The sequence below is a fragment of the Mesorhizobium sp. M2A.F.Ca.ET.067.02.1.1 genome (genome assembly GCF_004023285.1).
Taxonomy (GTDB): domain Bacteria; phylum Pseudomonadota; class Alphaproteobacteria; order Rhizobiales; family Rhizobiaceae; genus Mesorhizobium.
Genome location: NZ_RZSB01000002.1, coordinates 14,025 through 33,252, shown reverse-complemented (window position 1 = coordinate 33,252; position 19,228 = coordinate 14,025). Strand labels below are relative to the sequence as shown.

Annotated in this window: 15 protein-coding genes, 3 pseudogenes and 1 riboswitch; of the genes and pseudogenes, 14 read left to right on the top strand and 4 right to left on the bottom strand. The window is 61.5% G+C overall.

The genetic code is table 11. The features are described 5' to 3' along the window. The first annotated feature begins 435 nt into the window (after positions 1 to 435). The 10 genes and pseudogenes from EOA28_RS00530 to EOA28_RS00480 all read left to right on the top strand — a co-directional run. Entirely contained in the window at positions 436 to 663 is a 228-nt protein-coding gene (locus tag EOA28_RS00530; protein ID WP_245454713.1) for a hypothetical protein, read from the top strand. A 121-nt stretch (positions 664 to 784) separates the two neighbouring features. Further along, a riboswitch (TPP riboswitch) is annotated at positions 785 to 901 on the top strand. 103 nt (positions 902 to 1,004) lie between these two features. After that, on the top strand, positions 1,005 to 2,840 hold the full coding sequence (thiC, locus tag EOA28_RS00525; protein ID WP_126063809.1) for a phosphomethylpyrimidine synthase ThiC: 1,836 nt from the start codon (positions 1,005 to 1,007) through the stop codon (positions 2,838 to 2,840). Next, complete coding sequence (gene thiO / locus EOA28_RS00520) at positions 2,837 to 3,838, top strand: glycine oxidase ThiO (RefSeq protein ID WP_126057621.1); 1,002 nt, start codon at positions 2,837 to 2,839, stop codon at positions 3,836 to 3,838. Before thiC ends, thiO begins: the two co-directional genes overlap by 4 nt. Beyond that, positions 3,807 to 4,004, top strand: coding sequence for a sulfur carrier protein ThiS (gene thiS / locus EOA28_RS00515; RefSeq protein ID WP_126057620.1), 198 nt, complete (start codon positions 3,807 to 3,809; stop codon positions 4,002 to 4,004). Before thiO ends, thiS begins: the two co-directional genes overlap by 32 nt. 1 nt (position 4,005) lies before the next feature. Further along, positions 4,006 to 4,779, top strand: a complete 774-nt coding sequence (locus EOA28_RS00510; protein ID WP_126057619.1) for a thiazole synthase — start codon at positions 4,006 to 4,008, stop codon at positions 4,777 to 4,779. Then, positions 4,776 to 5,381, top strand: coding sequence for a thiamine phosphate synthase (locus EOA28_RS00505; RefSeq protein ID WP_126057618.1), 606 nt, complete (start codon positions 4,776 to 4,778; stop codon positions 5,379 to 5,381). Before EOA28_RS00510 ends, EOA28_RS00505 begins: the two co-directional genes overlap by 4 nt. Continuing rightward, the gene (locus tag EOA28_RS00500) at positions 5,372 to 6,187 is read left to right on the top strand and encodes a hydroxymethylpyrimidine/phosphomethylpyrimidine kinase (protein WP_126057617.1); all 816 of its coding nucleotides are present in this window, start codon (positions 5,372 to 5,374) and stop codon (positions 6,185 to 6,187) included. The genes EOA28_RS00505 and EOA28_RS00500 overlap by 10 nt, the downstream gene beginning before the upstream one ends. Before the next feature lie 627 nt (positions 6,188 to 6,814). Continuing rightward, on the top strand, positions 6,815 to 7,039 hold the full coding sequence (locus EOA28_RS00490; protein WP_245454712.1) for a DUF982 domain-containing protein: 225 nt from the start codon (positions 6,815 to 6,817) through the stop codon (positions 7,037 to 7,039). 531 nt (positions 7,040 to 7,570) lie between these two features. After that, positions 7,571 to 8,203, top strand: a complete 633-nt coding sequence (locus tag EOA28_RS00485) for an Hsp20/alpha crystallin family protein (RefSeq protein WP_126057616.1) — start codon at positions 7,571 to 7,573, stop codon at positions 8,201 to 8,203. 29 nt (positions 8,204 to 8,232) lie between these two features. Beyond that, positions 8,233 to 9,015 (top strand): annotated as a pseudogene (locus tag EOA28_RS00480) (sensor histidine kinase); the annotation flags it as partial. A gap of 298 nt (positions 9,016 to 9,313) precedes the next feature. Here EOA28_RS00480 and EOA28_RS00475 read toward each other — a convergent pair. Continuing rightward, a pseudogene (locus tag EOA28_RS00475) lies at positions 9,314 to 9,596 on the bottom strand (transposase); the annotation flags it as partial. Beyond that, positions 9,496 to 9,708, bottom strand: coding sequence for a hypothetical protein (locus tag EOA28_RS00470; protein WP_126057615.1), 213 nt, complete (start codon positions 9,706 to 9,708; stop codon positions 9,496 to 9,498). The pseudogene EOA28_RS00475 and the gene EOA28_RS00470, both read right to left, overlap by 101 nt. A 122-nt stretch (positions 9,709 to 9,830) precedes the next feature. Here EOA28_RS00470 and EOA28_RS38560 point away from each other — a divergent pair. Continuing rightward, positions 9,831 to 10,344 (top strand): annotated as a pseudogene (locus EOA28_RS38560) (transposase); the annotation flags it as partial. Between the two features lie 314 nt (positions 10,345 to 10,658). On the opposite strand, the gene EOA28_RS00460 reads toward EOA28_RS38560, so the two are convergent. Further along, a complete protein-coding gene (locus EOA28_RS00460; RefSeq protein ID WP_126057614.1) occupies positions 10,659 to 13,241 on the bottom strand; it encodes an EAL domain-containing protein in 2,583 nt (860 codons plus the stop codon). 422 nt (positions 13,242 to 13,663) lie between these two features. Between EOA28_RS00460 and EOA28_RS00455 the strand changes: the two genes are divergently transcribed. The 3 genes from EOA28_RS00455 to EOA28_RS39860 are packed head-to-tail and all read left to right on the top strand — an operon-like array spanning position 13,664 to position 17,457. Continuing rightward, complete coding sequence (locus EOA28_RS00455; protein WP_245455307.1) at positions 13,664 to 16,135, top strand: hypothetical protein; 2,472 nt, start codon at positions 13,664 to 13,666, stop codon at positions 16,133 to 16,135. Further along, positions 16,095 to 17,027 carry a shikimate kinase gene (locus EOA28_RS39865; RefSeq protein ID WP_245455306.1) on the top strand — a complete coding sequence of 311 codons (933 nt, stop codon included), beginning with the start codon at positions 16,095 to 16,097 and terminating at the stop codon, positions 17,025 to 17,027. The genes EOA28_RS00455 and EOA28_RS39865 overlap by 41 nt, the downstream gene beginning before the upstream one ends. Continuing rightward, on the top strand, positions 16,915 to 17,457 hold the full coding sequence (locus EOA28_RS39860; protein WP_306462658.1) for a shikimate kinase: 543 nt from the start codon (positions 16,915 to 16,917) through the stop codon (positions 17,455 to 17,457). The genes EOA28_RS39865 and EOA28_RS39860 overlap by 113 nt, the downstream gene beginning before the upstream one ends. Positions 17,458 to 17,997: 540 nt before the next feature. Here EOA28_RS39860 and EOA28_RS00450 read toward each other — a convergent pair. Further along, positions 17,998 to 19,227, bottom strand: a complete 1,230-nt coding sequence (locus EOA28_RS00450) for an HlyD family efflux transporter periplasmic adaptor subunit (RefSeq protein ID WP_245463413.1) — start codon at positions 19,225 to 19,227, stop codon at positions 17,998 to 18,000. Position 19,228: the final 1 nt, after the last annotated feature.

The following is a 19,228-nucleotide window of genomic DNA, read 5'->3' as shown; positions in this document are numbered from 1 at the left end:
CAGAGAAGTTTTCGGCAGCGGAATTCTCGGTCGCTTCCCCTTTTATGACTAGAGGGTGCGGCCGATCCGGCCGCGACGATCTCGCAGGGATTGCCATATACGGCAACACGAACACCGGCGGATCAATACTCGGATAATGGCGGCCGGCTATGTAGCGATCGATCGCGCACCAACATATCAATGCAATAGCTTAGTTGCTTTCAAAGGCGGGTCTCTACGAACTGCAAGCAAGCTAAACGATTGCGTCAACTCTTCCTCGCAGAGCGAAAACTCCGCGCCCACGCGATTTCTCTGCTGGAACAGCGGCACATCCTCAGCGCCAGGACACGGCCGCCGCCGTCGGGTTTTACGAAGCCGGTGATTGCATAAGTTGCCCGCAAGATATCATTGGTATCGGGAACGCCGCCGATGCCGCATCCTGAATAGAGCGGCCGCTTGCACCTGCCAGCCCGACGACCAGATCATATCTGCAACTCCATCTACCTGGACGTGGTGCAAATCACCTCGCTGAAGCCGCAAATCGTCGCCTTCGACCAGGATAACCACATCCGTGACCGCCTGAGCTACTCGGTCGATCTCGACGCACATGGCCGATACAGTTTTTCCATCCTTCACGAAGCGAATGAGACTTTGGCCATTCCAGCCCTGGTCTACGGGGCGTGACTTGTCCCCGATGCATGCGCGAGCTCTCCGCTCGGCCGGCCGCCGGACGTCGCCACCGGCCGAAGGCGCCCGAAGGCGCCCGAAGGCGCTTGACAAAGCAGCACCGGCCCATTCAACTTGAGGCATTCACCAGGGGAGTCCCGGTAAGGGGCTGAGATACTGCTGGCTTTCGCGGCGCAGTGACCCGTTGAACCTGATCCAGTTCATACTGGCGTAGGGACGGTGCAAGCGCTTTGCGGGAGTTTACGCCCGAGGTCCTGCTGCAGCAGGTCTACAGAAGCGTCTTTTCATCCTTCCGGCACAGAACTGGGTCTCCAATGCATGAGCAAAGGAGCCTCACGATGAATGCCCTCACCCCCGCCGTGTCGACGGGACCACTGCCCGCCTCGCGGAAAATCCACAAGCCCGGCGTCCTCTACCCGCAGATCAGGGTGCCGATGCGCGAGATTTCCGTCCATCCGACGGCCGGCGAACCGCCCGTCACCGTCTACGATCCGTCCGGCCCCTACACCGATCCATCAGTCCAAACCAGCATCGAAAAAGGCCTTGCCCGGCTTCGCCACGAATGGGTCACGGCGCGTTGCGATGTCGAAGCCTATGACGGCCGCCACGTCCGGCCGGAAGACAATGGATTCGCCACCGGCGAGCGCCTGACACCGGAATTTCCGATACGCAATCGGCCGCTCAAGGCCAAGCAGGGCAAGGCGGTGACCCAACTTGCCTATGCGCGCGCCGGCATCATCACGCCAGAAATGGAGTTCGTAGCCATCCGCGAGAATCTCGGCCGCGAGGTGATGCGCGGCAAGCTGCAACGCGACGGCGAAGCCTTCGGCGCGGCGATCCCAGATTTCGTCACACCCGAATTCGTGCGCGACGAGGTGGCGCGCGGACGCGCAATCATTCCCGCCAACATCAATCATCCCGAGAGCGAACCGATGATCATCGGGCGAAATTTCCTGGTGAAGATCAACGCCAACATCGGTAACTCGGCTGTCACATCGTCGATGGCCGAAGAGGTCGAAAAGATGGTGTGGGCGATCCGCTGGGGCGCCGATACGGTGATGGACCTGTCGACCGGCCGCAACATCCACAACATCCGCGACTGGATCGTGCGCAATGCACCGGTGCCGATCGGCACGGTGCCGCTCTATCAGGCGCTCGAAAAGGTCGGCGGCATCGCCGAGGACCTCAACTGGGAGGTCTATCGCGACACGCTGATCGAGCAGGCCGAGCAAGGCGTCGACTATTTCACCATCCACGCCGGCGTGCGGCTGCACTACATACCGCTGACCGTCGACCGGGTCACGGGCATCGTCTCGCGCGGCGGCTCGATCATGGCCAAATGGTGCCTGCACCATCACCGGGAGAGCTTCCTCTACGAGCATTTCGAGGAGATCTGCGACATCGCCAGAGCCTATGACGTTTCCTTCTCGCTCGGCGACGGCCTTCGTCCCGGTTCAATCGCCGATGCGAACGACGCGGCGCAATTCGCCGAACTGGAAACACTTGGAGAACTCACCAAGATTGCCTGGGCAAAGGACTGCCAGGTGATGATCGAAGGCCCGGGCCATGTCCCCATGCACAAGATCAGGCAGAACATGGACAAGCAGCTCGCAGTGTGCGGTGAGGCGCCGTTCTACACGTTGGGGCCGCTGACGACCGACATCGCGCCGGGCTATGACCACATCACCTCAGGGATAGGTGCCGCCATGATAGGCTGGTTCGGCACCGCAATGCTTTGCTACGTCACGCCGAAAGAGCATCTCGGCCTTCCCGACCGCAACGACGTCAAGATTGGGGTGATCACTTACAAGATAGCCGCCCATGCAGCCGATCTGGCGAAGGGCCATCCGGCAGCGAAAACCAGGGATGATGCCCTTTCGCGCGCGCGCTTCGAGTTCCGCTGGGAGGACCAGTTCAACCTGTCGCTCGACCCCGAAACCGCACGGTCCTTCCACGACCAGACCTTGCCCAAGGAGGCGCACAAGCTGGCACATTTCTGTTCGATGTGCGGGCCGAAATTCTGCTCCATGCGCATTTCCCACGACATCCGTGCCGAGGCTCAGAAGGAAGGCATGGCGGCAATGGCGGCAAAATACCGGGAGGGCGGCGATCTCTACATGCCGGCGGACGAGACTGGCGTACCGGTCGTGCCGGAGGCTCCCAAACCATCATGAGGGTGCTCGTCAAAGGGGCCGGCGTTGCCGGCCTCACCGTCGCTTTCGAACTCGCCGCCCGCGGCGCGACGGTCACAGTCGCCGAGATGCGGCATGGCCTTGGCGGCAACGCGTCGTGGTTCGCCGGCGGCATGCTGGCGCCATGGTGCGAGCGCGAAAGCGCGGAGCAGCCGGTGCTGGATCTCGGACGCGACGCTGCCGACTGGTGGGATGCGGTGCTGTCGGGTCAGGTGACACGGGCCGGGACATTGGTCGTGGCCGCGCCGCGTGATGCCGGTGAGCTTGACCGGTTCGCCAGTCGCACGTCAGGGCATAGGCGCGTCGATGAAAACGAAATTGCGCTCCTGGAACCCGACCTCGCCGGCCGCTTCCGGCGTGGATTGCTCTTCCCCAACGAGGCTCACCTCGACCCACGCCAGGCGATGGCGGCACTTCATGACAACCTTGCGACCATGGGTGTCAAATTCCACTTCGGCTGCGACGCCCGGCCTGTTTCGGGTTTCGCCCGTCAGATAGACTGCATGGGAATGGCAGCGGCCGATGACAGGCTGCGCGGTGTTCGCGGCGAAATGCTGATCCTTCGCACGCCTGATGTCTCGCTGTCGCGGCCGGTCCGTTTGCTTCATCCACGCTTTCCGCTTTATGCCGTGCCGCGCACCGATCACCGTTTCATGATCGGAGCGACGATGATTGAAAGCCAGAGCGCCGGACCGGTGACGGCGCGTTCCATGATGGAGCTGCTGGGCGCCGCCCATGCCCTCCATCCGGCCTTTGGTGAGGCCGAGATCGTTGAAACCGGTGTGGGTGTCCGTCCGGCATTTCCCGACAATTTGCCACGCGTCGAAACAGACGGTGAGATCATCGCGATCAACGGTCTTTATCGTCACGGTTTTCTCCTCGCCCCCGCCATGGCGCGCCAGGCTGCCGGCCTGGTTTTCAGTCAAGACAGAACCAAGGAGCATGCTCATGAAACTGATGGTCAACGGCGAGGCGCGTGAGATTGCCGCCACCACGCTGGCCGAGTTGCTTGCCGCGCTCGACTATGAGGGCGATTGGCTCGCCACCGCCGTCAACGGCGACCTCGTGCACAAAGCCAACCGCACGGAGTTCCAGTTGAGCGACGGCGACCGGATCGAAATCCTCTCGCCCATGCAGGGCGGCTAGCATGTTGGAGCTTTATGGAACCGAGCTTTCGTCGCGCCTGCTTCTCGGCACCGCTCAATATCCTTCGCCGGCCATCCTTGCCGATGCAGTCAAGGCGTCGGGCACGTCGGTGGTGACCGTCTCGTTGCGGCGTGAGATGGCGGGCGGTAGAGCCGGCGAACAATTCTGGTCGTTGATCCGCTCGCTGGGCGCCAGAATCCTGCCCAATACCGCCGGCTGCCTCTCCGTCAAGGAAGCCGTCACCACCGCGAAAATGGCGCGCGAGGTCTTCGGCACCAACTGGATCAAGCTCGAAGTGATCGGCAATCACGACACGCTACAGCCGGATGTGTTCGGTCTGGTTGAAGCCGCCCGCATCCTGTGCGAGGACGGCTTTGCGGTATTCCCCTATACCACCGACGATCTCGTTGTCGCCGAGCGGCTGCTGGAAACGGGCTGCAAGGTCCTGATGCCGTGGTGCGCACCGATCGGTTCCGCCTTGGGACCGGTCAACATGACGGCGCTGCGCTCGATGCGCGGATATTTCCCTGGCGTCCCGCTGATTGTGGATGCGGGGCTCGGACGGCCGTCGCACGCGGCCACCGTCATGGAACTCGGCTTTGACGCCGTGCTCCTGAACACAGCGGTCGCCAAGGCGGCATATCCGGTCGGCATGGCGCGTGCTTTCGGTAAGGCGGTCGACGCCGGTCGTGAGGCGTTCAGTTCGGGAATGCTCGAACCGCGCGACGTCGCCGTGCCATCGACACCGATGGTCGGCAGGGCCGTTTTTTCATGAAGCTCGATCCCTTTTATCTGATCGTCGACAGCGCTGCCTGGATCGAACGGCTGGTCCCACTCGGAGTCCGGCTTCTGCAACTGCGCATCAAGACCGTGGATGAGGCTGGGTTGCGCGCGGAGATCCGCACCGCGAAGGCCTTGTGTGCTCGATACCAGTGCCAACTCATCGTCAACGACCACTGGCGCCTGGCAATCGAGGAAGGCTGCGACTTCATACATCTCGGCCAGGAGGATTTGCAGACCGCTGACCTCTTGGCGATACGGGCAGCCGGCGTAAGGCTCGGACTGAGCACACATGATCATCAGGAGCTGGAAACGGCGATGGCCGCCGAGCCTGACTACATAGCGCTTGGACCCATCTATCCGACCATCCTGAAGAAGATGAAATGGGCGCCGCAAGGGGTCGAACGGATCAGCGAATGGAAGCGCCAGGTCGCGCCGTTTCAATTGGTCGCCATTGGTGGCCTCAACCCTGAGCGGCTCGACGGTGTCTTTGCGGCTGGCGCGGACAGCGCGGCGGTGGTGACCGACATCACGCTCAACGACGACCCCGAGGCGCGCACGCGAGAATGGATCGAAAAGACGGACCAATGGCGCTGAGGCGAGAACCACATGTGCTTGTCGTCGGTGGATCGGACTCCAGTGGCGGTGCTGGAATTGCACGCGATATCGAGACGATCTCTGCCATTGGCGTGCGCACCTGTCTCGCCGTCACAGCGCTAACGGTGCAAACGCATGACGCCGTGATCGAAATCTATTATTCGCCACCTAGCCTGGTGGCCAATCAGATGTGCGCCGCGCTGCAGGCCAACGACGTGGCCACAATCAAGATCGGCATGCTGGCGACTGCCAAGATCATTGTTGCCGTTGCCGCAGTGCTGCGCAAATTTCCGCATGTCCCCGCAGTACTCGACCCTGTGCTGGCCTCCACCTCAGGCCGCGCACTTCTGCAAGCAGGCGCTATCGCTGCCATGAAGCGCGATCTTATGCCGCTTTGCTGCATTGTCACGCCCAACCTCCCTGAACTGGCGCTCCTTAGTGGCTCCGAACTGGCAGTGGATGAGGACGGAGCGCTCCAACAAGGAAAAAGACTGCTGGCCGCCGGCCCTCAAGCCCTGCTGATCAAGGGTGGGCATGCGTCGGGAACCCGGTCGACCGATATTCTGTTACGCTCCGGGCACGAACCCATCCGCTTCGATGCACCGCGCCTTGCCACATCGATGCGCGGGACAGGTTGCATGCTGGCCAGCGCGATTGCGGCGCATCTGGCGAAGCCGAAGCCGCTCGAAGACAGCGTGCGCGAAGGCAAGCTGTTTGTCTTGGAGAGGCTTCAGAAATGCCGGCTGAATAACCACAGCGTTCTGCGTCCAGCCAAGCAGACCCATTTTCCAGAATTTTTCCCGTAGCGAGACTAGAGAAGGGGCTACTGCTTCTCTATGCCATCCTCACAACGCGTTGAGTTTCTCACTGCCAATTATGCGACTTTCGAGGTGCAAATAGCGAATATCGAGTTCTTAGTGACAGAAACGACCGGAATTGGTTGCGTGGATCACCAGGTCGCTACCGATTGGGTCAGCGACTCAATAGAACGTCACATCTCTGTCCACACTCGAGCTTATTTGCCGCAAACGCGTCGAGCCCCGCGTCAATCGGTCTTATAATAGTATCCGGGGCAGCTCCAAAGCTGTGGCATCGGCTACCCGCCGGCCGTGGCGCTTGCTGTTCGAGCGTCGGACGCCGCCTGCCATTGAACATCTGATGGGCTATTGGGTGGCGGCGACACACTCATCCAGGTGCAACTGGCTTTTTCAACTCGGGAACCAGCAGAAGCCTTCGCTGCGTCGCAACATTTGGATTATGTCGTACAGCCCGATCTTCCAGAGAAAACAAGACCTAACGTTCGAAACCTGTCACGCAACCAACCACCGAATGAAAGATCCAGCGTGCGATCGCAGGGAGGTAAGAATAACCGGTCTGGCTTTCCTATCGCCGGTCCAGGTTAAGACCAACGACGTCGTCACGACATCAACACAGTGCGCGAAGCGCTCGTATTCCTGAATCAGTGGCCAAAAGCGCGTCGGGGACCGGTATTCAGTTGCGCGGTGAGAAGCAGCAACGCAGCGATCGCCGGACAGATGACACCCGAGCAGGCGCGGCAAGCATTGTGGGATTTGCCAGGATTGCCGGCGTGCTGGCCAAATCTGATTTCGTCGTTGGTGGCGACTGATTTAAAGCTGCAGGAAGATCACCGCCGGTAACGCGTTGGCCCGCTGCTCGCCAAGACGGAAAGAACGCCGCCTTGTGAGTTCCAATAATGGGCGATGCGGGAATTGCACATGTCTGTGCCCATCTGTCCGGCCGAAATGCAAATGGCGTCACTGGCGAAGGTCAGCGAACGCGGCACGCAGGGCTGGATTCTTTTGACTTGCGGCAAGCCGACATAGGTGCTGGCTTGATGTCTCGGTCACTGCGACGTGTCATGCCGATTCATTCGTCAGCTACCATGACGATGCGGCGCGTCGCCTGCGATCAGTTGATCGAACCGCGGTGCAATTCGGGACGCTTCGTCGATCCCGACAGTTGCGCAAAGGGAAGCCAAATCAGCGACTAGAGGCAACGTGGCTACGGATTCGAAGGGACCCCGCTGTTGCCGAAGAGGTGACTGGTGGAATGTCAAAGATCACCTCGTGAAAGGCCATTTGGGGCCACCTAATGATAAAGCCGGATGCCGCTATCGGGTCCTGGCACGGGAATGACGGTCCGGCCCTACGGTGGATCGAGTTCGGTTCATGTCGCTTCGCAAGGAGGATGTGTTCCGGCGTCTGCCCGAACCCCTCTTTCTCGCATTCTGCGAGGTTGCGCGATCGGGCCGCTCGGTCTCTGTGCTGATCGCCCCTCCTGTTGCCATCGATCGATTCCGCTTCCGGTGCGCACGCACGTGTCGCGCGTGGCAATCATGCAAGGTCGTGAATCATAGGAGGATGTACATGCTTTTGTCGGATTTCGGCCGCATCGGGTTCGATCCGTTTGTGGAAATGCGGCGCATGCAACAGGAAGTAAACCAGCGTTTGGCCGGGCTGACCGCCAGCGCCGCTCAGGAGTTTCCGCCGATCAATCTTTGGACTGGCGAGGACAGCGTGGCGGTGGCCGCGGAACTGCCGGGGATATCACCTGACGAAATCGGCCTCACGGTGCGCGAGAACATTCTGACATTGAAGGGAACGCGCGAGCCTCGAACGGAGGACGAGAAATCCGTCTGGCACCGCCGTGAGCGCGCCTATGGGACCTTCTCCCGGACAGTGCAATTGCCATTCCGCGTCGACCCGGAACGGGTCGAGGCGCGTTTCGCCAACGGGCTGCTCGAAGTCGAGTTGCACCGGCCGGAGGCGGATCGGCCGAAGAAGATCCAGATCAAGGGATAGAGGGAGGCAAGCATGGCTCAGGAACGCGGATCGGCCGTCGCACCATGCTGCTCAATGCCCGCAAGGTGCTTTACGACCATAGTTCGGCCATCACCATCCTTCTCGCCTTCAATGACATAACGGCCCGTCGTATCATCGAGCGGGAGAAGGAAGAACTGCTCGGTCGCACCGAAGACCTGCTTCGGCAGAAAGACGTCCTGCTGCGCGAGATGGAGCATCGGGTTGCCAACAGCCTGCAGATCATTGCCTCGATCCTGTTGCTGAAGGCACGCTCGGTGACGTCGGAAGAGACGCGCCAGCATCTCAAGGACGCCCATCAGCGCGTTCTGTCCGTGGCCGAGGTGCAACGCCATCTCCACACCTCCGCCGGCGTCGACGAGATCGATGTCGGCTCTTACCTACCGAAATTGTGCAGCAGCCTCGCCTCGTCGATGGTCGGCGAAGCCCAGCCGATCACGGTCACCGTAATGGCCGAAGGCGGCAGGATAGATTCGCAAAGGGCAGTCAGTCTGGGACTAATTGTCACCGAACTCGTGCTCAACGCCATCAAATATGCTTTCCCCAAGAAGAGAACCGGCGCTCGCATCCAGGTGAGCTACGAGACCGCGGGCAGTGACTGGAAACTGACGGTTTCGGACAATGGCGTCGGCAAGATCGCCAACGACGTACCGGCTACCGGACTTGGAACAGCCATCGTCGAAGCACTGGTGAAACAACTGGAGGCCAGGGTGGAGATTATCAGCGATATTGACGGCACCAGCGTGTCGGTCACCCGGGCGACGTTCACCTCGCGCGTGCCGCGAGCGGCGTAAAAACCGTTACTACGATGCTGCCTTCCGGACATCGCCTGATGTCCAGGGGATCTTCTGCCGCCACGGCCTTGTCCCCGGAGCGCAGGACTGCCAGTCGCATCGCATAAGCCGAAACCTCTCAGTCGGTTGAGGGCGCTTCCGATGGCCAAGATCCGCTTTTTTGGCGTTCAGCCGGTGGGACCAAGCTCTGAAGCTGACGCTGCGCAGGTCTTTGCGTGGATGACTCGGTGCGGTCGGTAAACTCGAAGTGGCGGTTGTGTGCGTCAAGTTCTGCAAAATGGGGCGGCCACGATGCTGGTCATGCGGCTTGGCGTAGAGCGAGCTTCTTGTGCTCGCGCAGGTCGTCAATGTTGATGTAGGGCCTCCATCCAGTTTTCGTTGGTTTCGACAGCCGGCGCCCTGACGAGGCGCAGGCAGCTTTCGGCGTTGGGGAAGATGCGCACGACATAGGTGCGCCGGCGGATTTCCTCATTGAGCCGTTCAAGCATGTTGGTGCTCTTGAGATGCTTGTGATGCTGGCGCGGCAGGCAAAAGAAGGTCAGCGTGCGCTCGATGGTCTCCTCCACCGTCGTCCATCTCGGCCTCGAGCACCTCCTGCATCACCGCACGGATCATTTCGTGAAGTCCGTCCGGGTCTGAAAGCAGAATGTCTTTGACGGCAGCGCTGGCGGTCTTACTTTCAATCTTGGTCATGGTGGCGTTCCTTCGCGGGAATCGGCGACATGAACAATCACCAGATCCCATGGCGACGGATGGATAGCGGCGCGTGCTCTGGCAGAGTGACGCTGCTAACAAACACCCCGCGGAGGAACACCATGCATGTAGTGGCCGACCGATCCGAAACTCTGACTGCTATCCGGACTGGTCTGGGCGCAATCTTCGTATCGCTGGAGCTCAGCCGTTCAACCTGGCTGATCTCGTCGTTGTCGCCAGGTGGCGGCGAGAAGTTGTCGAAACACAGTGTCCCCAGTGGTGATTTATCCGCCTTGTTCCGTCGCTTCGATAGCGTGCGAGAGAAGGCAAGAGCACGCATGGGGCCAGACTTCCCCGTCGTCGCTATCCAGGAAGCCGGGCTCGATGGCTCCTGGATCCATCGGGTTCTGAGCAAGGCGGGGATCGAGAGCTACGTCGTTGATCCCGCTTCTATCGCAGTGTCTCGTCGCAGTCGCCGAGCCAAAACCGATAAGATCGATGGTGAAACGCTCGTCTCTCCTTGCCTTCAAGCGAGGCGAACCGCGCATATGTGCAATGGTCAAAGAGCCAACACCGGAGCAGGAGGATCGCCGGCGTATCTGTCGTGAACGCAAGGTACTGACGACCGAACGGGTATATAAAACGCCGCTCACTCAGAATGGTCTCGTCGCCCGAGCCCAGCGGCCGTAGGCGGGATGTTGGTGCAGCCGTGAAGAGCAGCGACCGAATGTGAGGTTGATCTGCTCGGTTACGAGCAGAGTCCTGCAAGTCGGGTTCAACCTGGATCCCATAATCGATATGACAAGCTAATCCCACTTTGACCGGCGCTCAGCACACCTAATTTCGAGCCGCGCCGACCTACACACCCGCTATCGACATGATCCGAGTGGCGGCCTGAACTAGGCCGGCAAACTCATGTTCGTTGGCACTGTTTTTCGCTTGCATCCCGGTTAGGCGGGGACAGACGCCCTACTGCGACGCCTGCCCGGCTTGTCCGTGTCTCGCTCGCCTGACGTTTCGGGTTCGGTCTCAATGATCTCGCCCGCCACCACGGCGCGGGTCCGCTCCAGCATCGCGGGGATGTCCCGCGCGGGCAGCGGGCGGCTGAGCAGGAAGCCCTGCGCCTCGGTGCAGCCTTCTCTTCGGACCCGTTCCAGCTGCTCCACGGTCTCGACGCCCTCGGCGGTGGTCTGCATCCCGAGGCTGTTGCCGAGGCTCGTGACCGCTCGAATGATGGCGACGGAACTGTCGATATCTCCGGCGTCCGTGATGAAGGATTGATCGATCTTGATCTTGTCGAATGGGAACGAGCGCAGATAGCTCAAGCTCGAATATCCGGTTCCGAAGTCGTCCATCGCGATATGAACGCCGAGCATGTGGATATGTTGCAGCATCGAGAGAGTCGCCTGGCTGTTGGCCAGCAGCACTGTCTCGGTGATCTCAAGCTCAAGCCGGCTGGGGGGCAGTCCCGAGATATCCAATGCCTCGACGATGGTGGAGAGCAAGCGCGCGTTGCGAAATTGCGCCGGGCACAGATTGACGGCGACCTTGATGCTACCGGGCCAGCTTGCCGCGTCGAGACAGGCTTGCTTGATAACCCATTCACCGATCGGGACGATGAGGCCGATGTCCTCGGCCAGCGGGATGAATTCTCCCGGGGATACGATGCCGCGCGTCGGGTGATGCCAGCGCAGCAGCGCCTCGAAGCAGCTGACCTCGCCGCGGTCGAGATTGAGGAGCGGTTGGTAGTAGATTTCGAACTGCTGCCGCACCACCGCTTCGCGCAGGTCGAGTTCGAGAAACCGCCGCGCCTGCATGCGCGCATCCATTTCCGGTTCGAAGAACCTGTAGGTTCCGCGGCCTTCCGCCTTCGCCCGGTAGAGCGCCATGTCGCCGGTCTTGAGAAGTTGGTCGGCGTCAATGCCATCGTCCGGCGCGATCGAGATGCCGATGCTGGCGCTGATCATAACCCCGTGGCCATCGACGACATAAGGTGCGCTCAGCCCATCAATGACCCGTTGGGCAAGAGCTGTCGCCTCGACCGGCTGATCAACCGCGGTTTGAATGATCACGAACTCATCGCCGCCGAGCCTTGCCACGGTGTCGCCTTCACGGGCCACCTGTTTCAGTCTGGCGGCGACCTCCTTCAGCAAGGCGTCGCCAACCGGGTGCCCCAGCGTGTCGTTGACCATCTTGAAATGATCGAGATCGAGGCAGTGGAAAGCAATCTTGCTACCATCACGCCGCATCTCGACCAAAGCCTCCTCGGCGCGTTCGCGGAACAATATGCGATTTGGAAGCTCGGTAAGTCCGTCGTGGCGCGCCATGTATGAAATCTTGGCTTCGCTCCGCCGCAAGTCGGTCACGTCATGGTGAGTGGCAAGCCACCCGCCGCCCGGCAGTGGCTGATGGATGAGGTCGATGGTGCGTCCGTCCCTGAGTTCCACCAGGCTCACCGTCCGCTCTGCGCGATCGATGGTCTCCGTCAGCTGCTGCACATACTTTTCCGGGTCATGGCCGGCATAGAGGCCCGCCGCGATCCGGAACCGCATCAAATCGATCCACGGCGTGCCGGGACGAGTCAGGGGCTCCGGCACATGGTAGAGATCGGCGTAGCTTTGGTTGCACAGAACCAGCCGCCTCTCCGCATCGAACATGCAAAGCCCTACGGGCATATTGGCGGCGGCCGCGGCCAATTGCTGCCGCTCCAGCTCGGCTTCTCGGGCCAAGGCATCGCTGCGCTCCAGGCTGGCCCGGTAGCCGGCAAAGGCCGAGAACAGCACTCCAACCTCGTCCTGCCGATCCCTTTTCAGCGCAATGAGACTCGAACGGCGCTCGCCCTGCGCCAAGCAACGCATCGCCTCGGTCACGGCGAGGATCGGCTTGCTGACATTGTGGCGTATCCAGGCGACAAGCCCACCAAGACACCCGGCGGCAAAAAGAACTGCCAGCCAAGTCAATCTTTGCGCAACGGTGTAGGTCCTGTCCGCCATCACCGCCGCGGCCGTGCTGCGCTCGTTGGTGAGGGCCAGCAGGTCGTCCAATCGCTGCGTGGCGGCGGCAACGGTCGGGAGCGATACCGTCTCGAACTCCTTGACAGCCATTGTTCGCCCTCCTGTTTCGAGGAGCGGGAAAATCGATGTCAGGGAATCTTCGTAGGCCGTCCATAGGTTGACGAACTGGTCGAACAGCTGCTGCTCGGCCAGCGATCCGGCACTCCGGCGATAGGCGCGCCGACCTTGCAGTATTTCGTCGCTTTCCCTCGCCATCTCCTTCTCAATGCCGGCTATCTGCGCAGCCTCGGCAGTGCGCACGCGCAACGTCGCATAGAGCTGGTGTTCCGCGAGGTTGCGCTTCATCTCGCCGACGATCTGGACCTGGGGCAACCAAACGCTGGTGATCTCGCTCGTGACCTTGTTGAGTGATCGCAGTTGCGCGACCCCAAATACTCCCACGGCCACGACGCACAGCAGCGCCAGCCCAAAGCCCAACGAGAGCTTGGTCCCGACGCTAATGTCCTTTAGCCCTCTCATCTAGAAAACTGCAAACGCAAGACCAGTCCTCGTCAAATAGCATCGAGCTTTAGCGAATAGTAAAAGTATTCCTAGTGTCGCGTCTAAGGTATTAATGCTGGCTTAAGACTGCGTAATCCCCTAGAGGATCGACCAAACCACGTTGTAAAAGGCCGGCGGATGAAGCTCACCGATTTCCATATGATCCGATGACGGGCCTACAATGAGATCGAGGTGCTCGCACCTAGTCTTGGAAGCCGCTTGCAGCTTCTTTCACCGCACCGTGGGATCGGCCTTCGATCCCCTTCGAATGTAGCGAGGCCAGCCCATATTATGCACGACGATGGGGCTTTGAGGCTGGCAGTCGAATCTATGATCGGCAGTGTTCATCAGCCGAGGAAGGAGCGCCGCGGCGCGCGCCGAGGCGGTGCGCGAACTCGAGCGTGATCGCCGAGATCGAGGCGAAGGAGCCGCTCGAAGCGCTCGACACCTTCATGGCGCAGAACGCATCGATGATCCAGGCCCAGCATGCAGCCTCCAGCTTCGATGTCCATCGGGTCCTTCAGGCCATGGACCACGAGCCGAGACCGCCGCAAGGCGATGCCGGACTGATGCGGCTGCCGGTGGTCGACATGCAAGGCCGGCCGCTGGCCAGCGAAGCCGAGTTGCGCTATTCCATTTTCCACCGCTTGACCTCGGGCGCGGTGAAGGTGGTGGCGGTGCAGCTAAAGGGAACTCCGACTGGAGCCATGCTGACACGCACGTTCACCGTGGAGGGCGTGCCCTACCGCATGGACCTGTTCGGCGGCAGCAAACTGAAGCCGCCGCAAAAGAGCCTGAACCAGCTTGCCTCTCACCTGCCTTTCACGGCCGCAGAGGCCCCAAGCGGCAAGCTTTTGGCGATCCCCTATGCCGAGACGGCTCCGGGTACGGCCTTTGAGCAGCTGTCGCGGGCCTGGGCGCCGTTCAAGGAAGCCTATTACTATACCCAGCGCCGCGGATTTGCCGCGCCGCCGGGCATCCCCGACATTGGCCCCCATGATTATGCGCTGGAAGGGTGCTTCAAGCTGTCCCTTCTGCCCGACCATCCCGCAGGCGCAGTGCATCCCTTCCGGTTCGAGGGGCGAGACGGCGAGATCGCCTTGCGGCCGCATGACGGCTGCGGCTTCATTAGGGCCTCACTGGCCGAGCGCATGCCGTCCATTGCCCGGGCTCGCCACGACGCTCCCGAGCGGATGCCTGCCTATGCCGATAAAAGGCAATCGGCGGTACCGCCCTCGGCGCTGCAACATTATCCGCGTAGCGTCGAGGTAGCACAGGAGACCCGCGAGAAGGCTCAGGCTTGGCTCGAAACCCATCAAAGCCTCACCGCCGAGGAGCTGTTCCGGACGGTCACGGGCGGGCATATCGAGGGTTCGAGCGCTATCGCCGTGCCGTCCAGCGACGAATGCCTGCATGTGCCGACGGGCAAGAGCAAGACCTTGACCCGTGACGCTGGCGTGCTTGTCGGACGCTCCCCCTATGACAAGCCCAACCTGCGCCCGTTCGCCGCCGACCGGGTCAGGTCGGCGCGCGATGGCGACCGGACCGCGGCGTTCCTGGATCGGTGCGTGGCCTTCCAATATAGCTTCAACTTCGCGCACAGGTCGGGGGCTGGGCTTGCCGCCGACGATCCGACCTTCTTTGCCAAAGGCATCTTGATCGTTGTGCCCGACGAAATGTGGCCGGCGGACTTCGCCGAGCGCGGGGTCGTGATGTCTGCCGAGGACGTAAAGTGCCATTCGTACTGGCTGGAGGAAAAGGACCGGGTCAAGGCCGACACCGCGCTCGAGTGCGTCGGCATCCTGCAGGCGACGGAGGTGTTCGCGCCCGGCTCTTTGGTTGCGGTTCCAAGCGTCGAACAAAAAATGCTCGACGGCGATTTTGATGGCGACACCGTCGTCATCATTGGCGACCAGCCTCGCCTTTACGAGCATGTGCGCCAGTTCGACGCGCAGCTGCAGGCGCGCGGCATCGCCTCGATGAAGCCGCCGAAGTCGCACACGCCGGCCATTGAGAAAAGCGGCTACCAGTTCACCCGGTCCAAGCAGATCCTGTCGGCCACCGGGCTGGTGCTGGAGACCTACAGCTGCCTGCAGCGCAACGTGCTGGCGCAGCCGCTGGAGGCGCAACGCTGGTTTGCCGAGCGTGCCATCTTCGGCACCTACGAGGGCATTCATAATGAGCTCAAGGCCGACATCCGCGCACTGTTGCAGGAAGATCGGCCGGATGGCCAGGCCCTCCATGAGCTCATCGCCAGGGCGAGGGAAGACAGCAAGGCCGCCAGGCATCCGGTGGCCTGCGAACTGGCCGCGTTGTTAGTGGCCGAGCTCCAGGACTGGAACCTGCAGCTCAATAGCGAGCCGGCTCATGAGCAGTCGGAAGTCAAGCTGCATGAAAGCGCCATCAATCTGTTGAGCGTCGGCATCAAGGTCGGCACTGACGCCTACAAGTCCGATACCGGTGCGCGGGTGTTCATGCAAAAAACCACCGAATTGCAGCGGCTCTTGGAGCAGAGGCCGGGCTTCAAGTCGGCGCCATATGTCAAGGCGCAGGCGGCAAAGCTCCACCAGGGCCGGTTCGACGTCGATGGCAGCCTGGCGGATCTGAAGGACAACCCCACGCTGGCGGCATCGGTCATGGAGGCCTCGATCAGACTCGCCGTCGAAAAGCGCATTCTGCTCAGCGCCTTAGCAATCTCGGCCGAAGACGACCGCGCCAGCACGATAACGCTGAGCAGCGAACAGGCCCTTGAGCGGGCCAGGCTCGAAGCCGCCCCCGCCGAAGCGCAAGAAAGCGCGATTACCAAAAATTGTGCATGCGGTTGCCGAGCTTTTGCGGCAGGACGGCATCGAGGTGAAGGTGCCGCATCTTGACCAACGGTCGGGCGGGCAGGTCTGGATAGCCGACGAGTTGACCGGCCAGAGCGTGAGCACGGCGCCGGAGGCCCAACTGGTCACCAATGCCGTGCGCCATGTCTTCGAGATCCCGGACGAGGCTTTTACGCGCGCCTTCAGGAAGGCGGCACTGGCCTTCGAGGAGCGGGACTGCAGCGAGGTCGAGACCACCAACTGGGTCATCAGGATGGACAGGCCGCGGTTACGCGGCGTTCACACGGCGTTCAGAACCGCGCAGAACTATCGCTTCGAGGTCGAGTTCCCTACGCCGGCCAGTTATCGGGCCGAGCTCGCGCACCGCGCGCAGAGCTCACAGCTAGTCCCCATTCCCCGTGGTGCCTGGGAGATATTACACTGGGACTCGTCAGGAGAAAGCAGGTCGAGGGCGGCAGGGACCTCCAGGTCGCCCATCGTCGCAAGACAACAGATTGCGGTCGCTCGCTCGCCGCAAGCCGGCGAGATCCTCGCGGCCCTCGGTACGCGGCCGGTCGTGCTCGTCGGCATGCCGGCGAGCGGCAAGTCGACCATCGGCGCCCAGCTTGCCAAGGAGTTGGGGGTGGAGTTTGTCGACATCGATAAGCATATCGTCGCCGATCACGGCAATCTGATGGAGATGTTCGCCGACCCTGGCCGTGGCGAGGCGCACTTCAGGGACCTGGAGACCAAAGAGCTCGCCAAGCAGCTGGAGAGAGGCCCCATCGTCATCGCAACCGGCGGCGGCTGCTTTGGCAAGGAGTCCAATCAAGCCCTGATTCTTAATAAGGCGAGGTCGATCTGGCTCGACACCCGAGCTGAAAGAGCTCCGCAGGCGCCTCGAGAGGGACACCAGCCGGCCGCTGCTGCAAGGCGCCGACATCGAGCAGAAGGTTGACCAGCTGTACGAAGAGCGCAGTCCGTTCTACCAAAAGGCCGATATCAGGTTGCCCCTCGTCCCGCCCTTTCAAAAAGACAAGAAGGACGCCCGCATTTGCGTGAAGGAACTCTACGCTTTCCTGTGCAGCGACAGAGAAGCCGCTCTGCCCGCTGCCGAGATATCACATGTCTCCGGTGCTTCCGGCACCGCCATCAGCATGTCCCCAACAGCTCAGCGCATGCACGATGATCATCACAACGGCTACGATTGCGGGGGCGGCGTCGTGGAAACCATCCAGGCGCCGGCGGCACTATTGAGTGAAAGGGAACGGCCGCCGCTCCTCGACACCCTCACCGCCGACCCGCAGCCTTTGCTGGCCGGCAATAACGCACGAGCGAATTTAGCGTCTTCCACGAGAAGCAGGGAACGCTCAAGTCGAGGACGATAGCTTAGGCGTCGCAGGTTTGGTGCAGGGTGCGGGTTCGCACCGAATGCTAATAAAAGTGGGAAACGCATGCATAAGTCGTGAGAAGCCTGATGGCCGAGTTGATCCGGCCTGGATGACACAAACGTACAAAGACGAACCGCCGGTGCCGGGTCGCGCGCCAAATCCTGGTGATCGACCGGAAAGGATCAGCTCCGAGTCTAAACGGCATCGTCAACTTAATGAAGCGCGGATACTATGACAGAGTGACCCAATCCACCGCCGCGCCATTGCGTCGGTTTCGACAGATAAGATGGATTGGGCAGGCGAGCTCAAAAGAGCGATTGTAAATCGCAGTTGTAGCAGTGTAACAAACTGCGTAACAAAAAGCGCGAAAAGCTTAGCATTTTCAGCAGGATAGGCGTGAAACCGAATCCCTCCCTCTCCGCCATCCTGCTTTGCTCTCCGAGCTTCGCAGGACAAGTCCTATCTTCAGCGCGAAGCAGGACGCCCTCCGAAGCCTCGGCGAAGGAGAGCCCAAGGCAGCTTACAGGCCGACCGGGCCTATCGAACCCTCCGCTCGCGCACGGCCACGCCGTCGCCCACCCGGTCGTTCGGGTGCAGCACGACCCGATCGCCTTCCGACAAGCCGGACTCGACCTCGGCCATCCTGCTGTCCCGGTGGCCGATCTTGATTACGGCCGTGCGCGCCCGTCCGGCCTCGGCGAGATACACGGCCCAGTCATCGCCCTGCCGGAACAGTGCCGCTACCGGGACGCTAAGGACATTGTCGTCCCGCCAACTCGTCACGTGCACGATCACGCGATAGTCGTGCCCAAGCTGCGACCACATCTCGGCAGGGTCGACGATATCGATCTCCGTGTGGACGCGCTGCTCCTCGATCCCAAGCGCCGAGACCTTGAGAAACCCGGCCGGGTCGATCCGCGTCACCTTGCCCTGAAGCGCGGGTCCGCCCCAACCGTCGATGCGAACTGAGGCGCCCGGCCTGATCTGGACCGCGTCGGTGGAGAGCAGGTCCGCCGCCACCTGCAGGTCGCGCGGGTCGCCGATCTCGACAAGCGGCGCGCCCGGCTGGACCATGCCCTCGCTCTCCTGAACGATCTTCAGGATGCGGCCGCTCGCCGGCGCACGAAGTTGGACGCAGCAGGCCGGATCCGATTGTGCAACATCTCCGGCAGGCTGCCCGAGCCGCGCCTGGATCATCGCGTGTTCATTGCGCCGGACTTCGACCTGCGCCTTCGCGCTCGCCAAGGCTGCCTCGTTGGTGTCCACTTCGAACTTCGCCTTGTCGAGGGCGTTCTGCGAAATCGCTCCGGACTTGGCCAGCCTTTCCGCGCGATCGAGCTCGGCGCGCGAATATGCAAGCGCCGCCTCGAGACGTTTCACCTCCGCTTCCGCGAACGTCACGGCCGCTTCTGCCGCGCCAAGCGCCGCCAACAGTTCTTCGTGCGTGCGAACATCGTGGAGACCGGGGATGGTCGGCTGCATGACCGCCACCACCGTCTCGTCCTTGGCTACCTCGTCTCCGACATGGTGCGGCGGCGAAATTCTGAGCACCTTGCCGGCGATTGGCGCGGATACCGTGTAGATGTGCCGCACCTCGGTCTTGGCCTCGTCATCGACGGTCACCTCCATCGGACCCTTGGCTACCGTCGCCAGGTCGACCGGGATCGGCTGCGGCCATGCGAACCAGACCGCCGCCGCGGCGATCAGGCCAAAGGCCGCGATGCCGCCGATTCTCCTCATCCAGTTGGTCATCGATCTGGTGCGCATG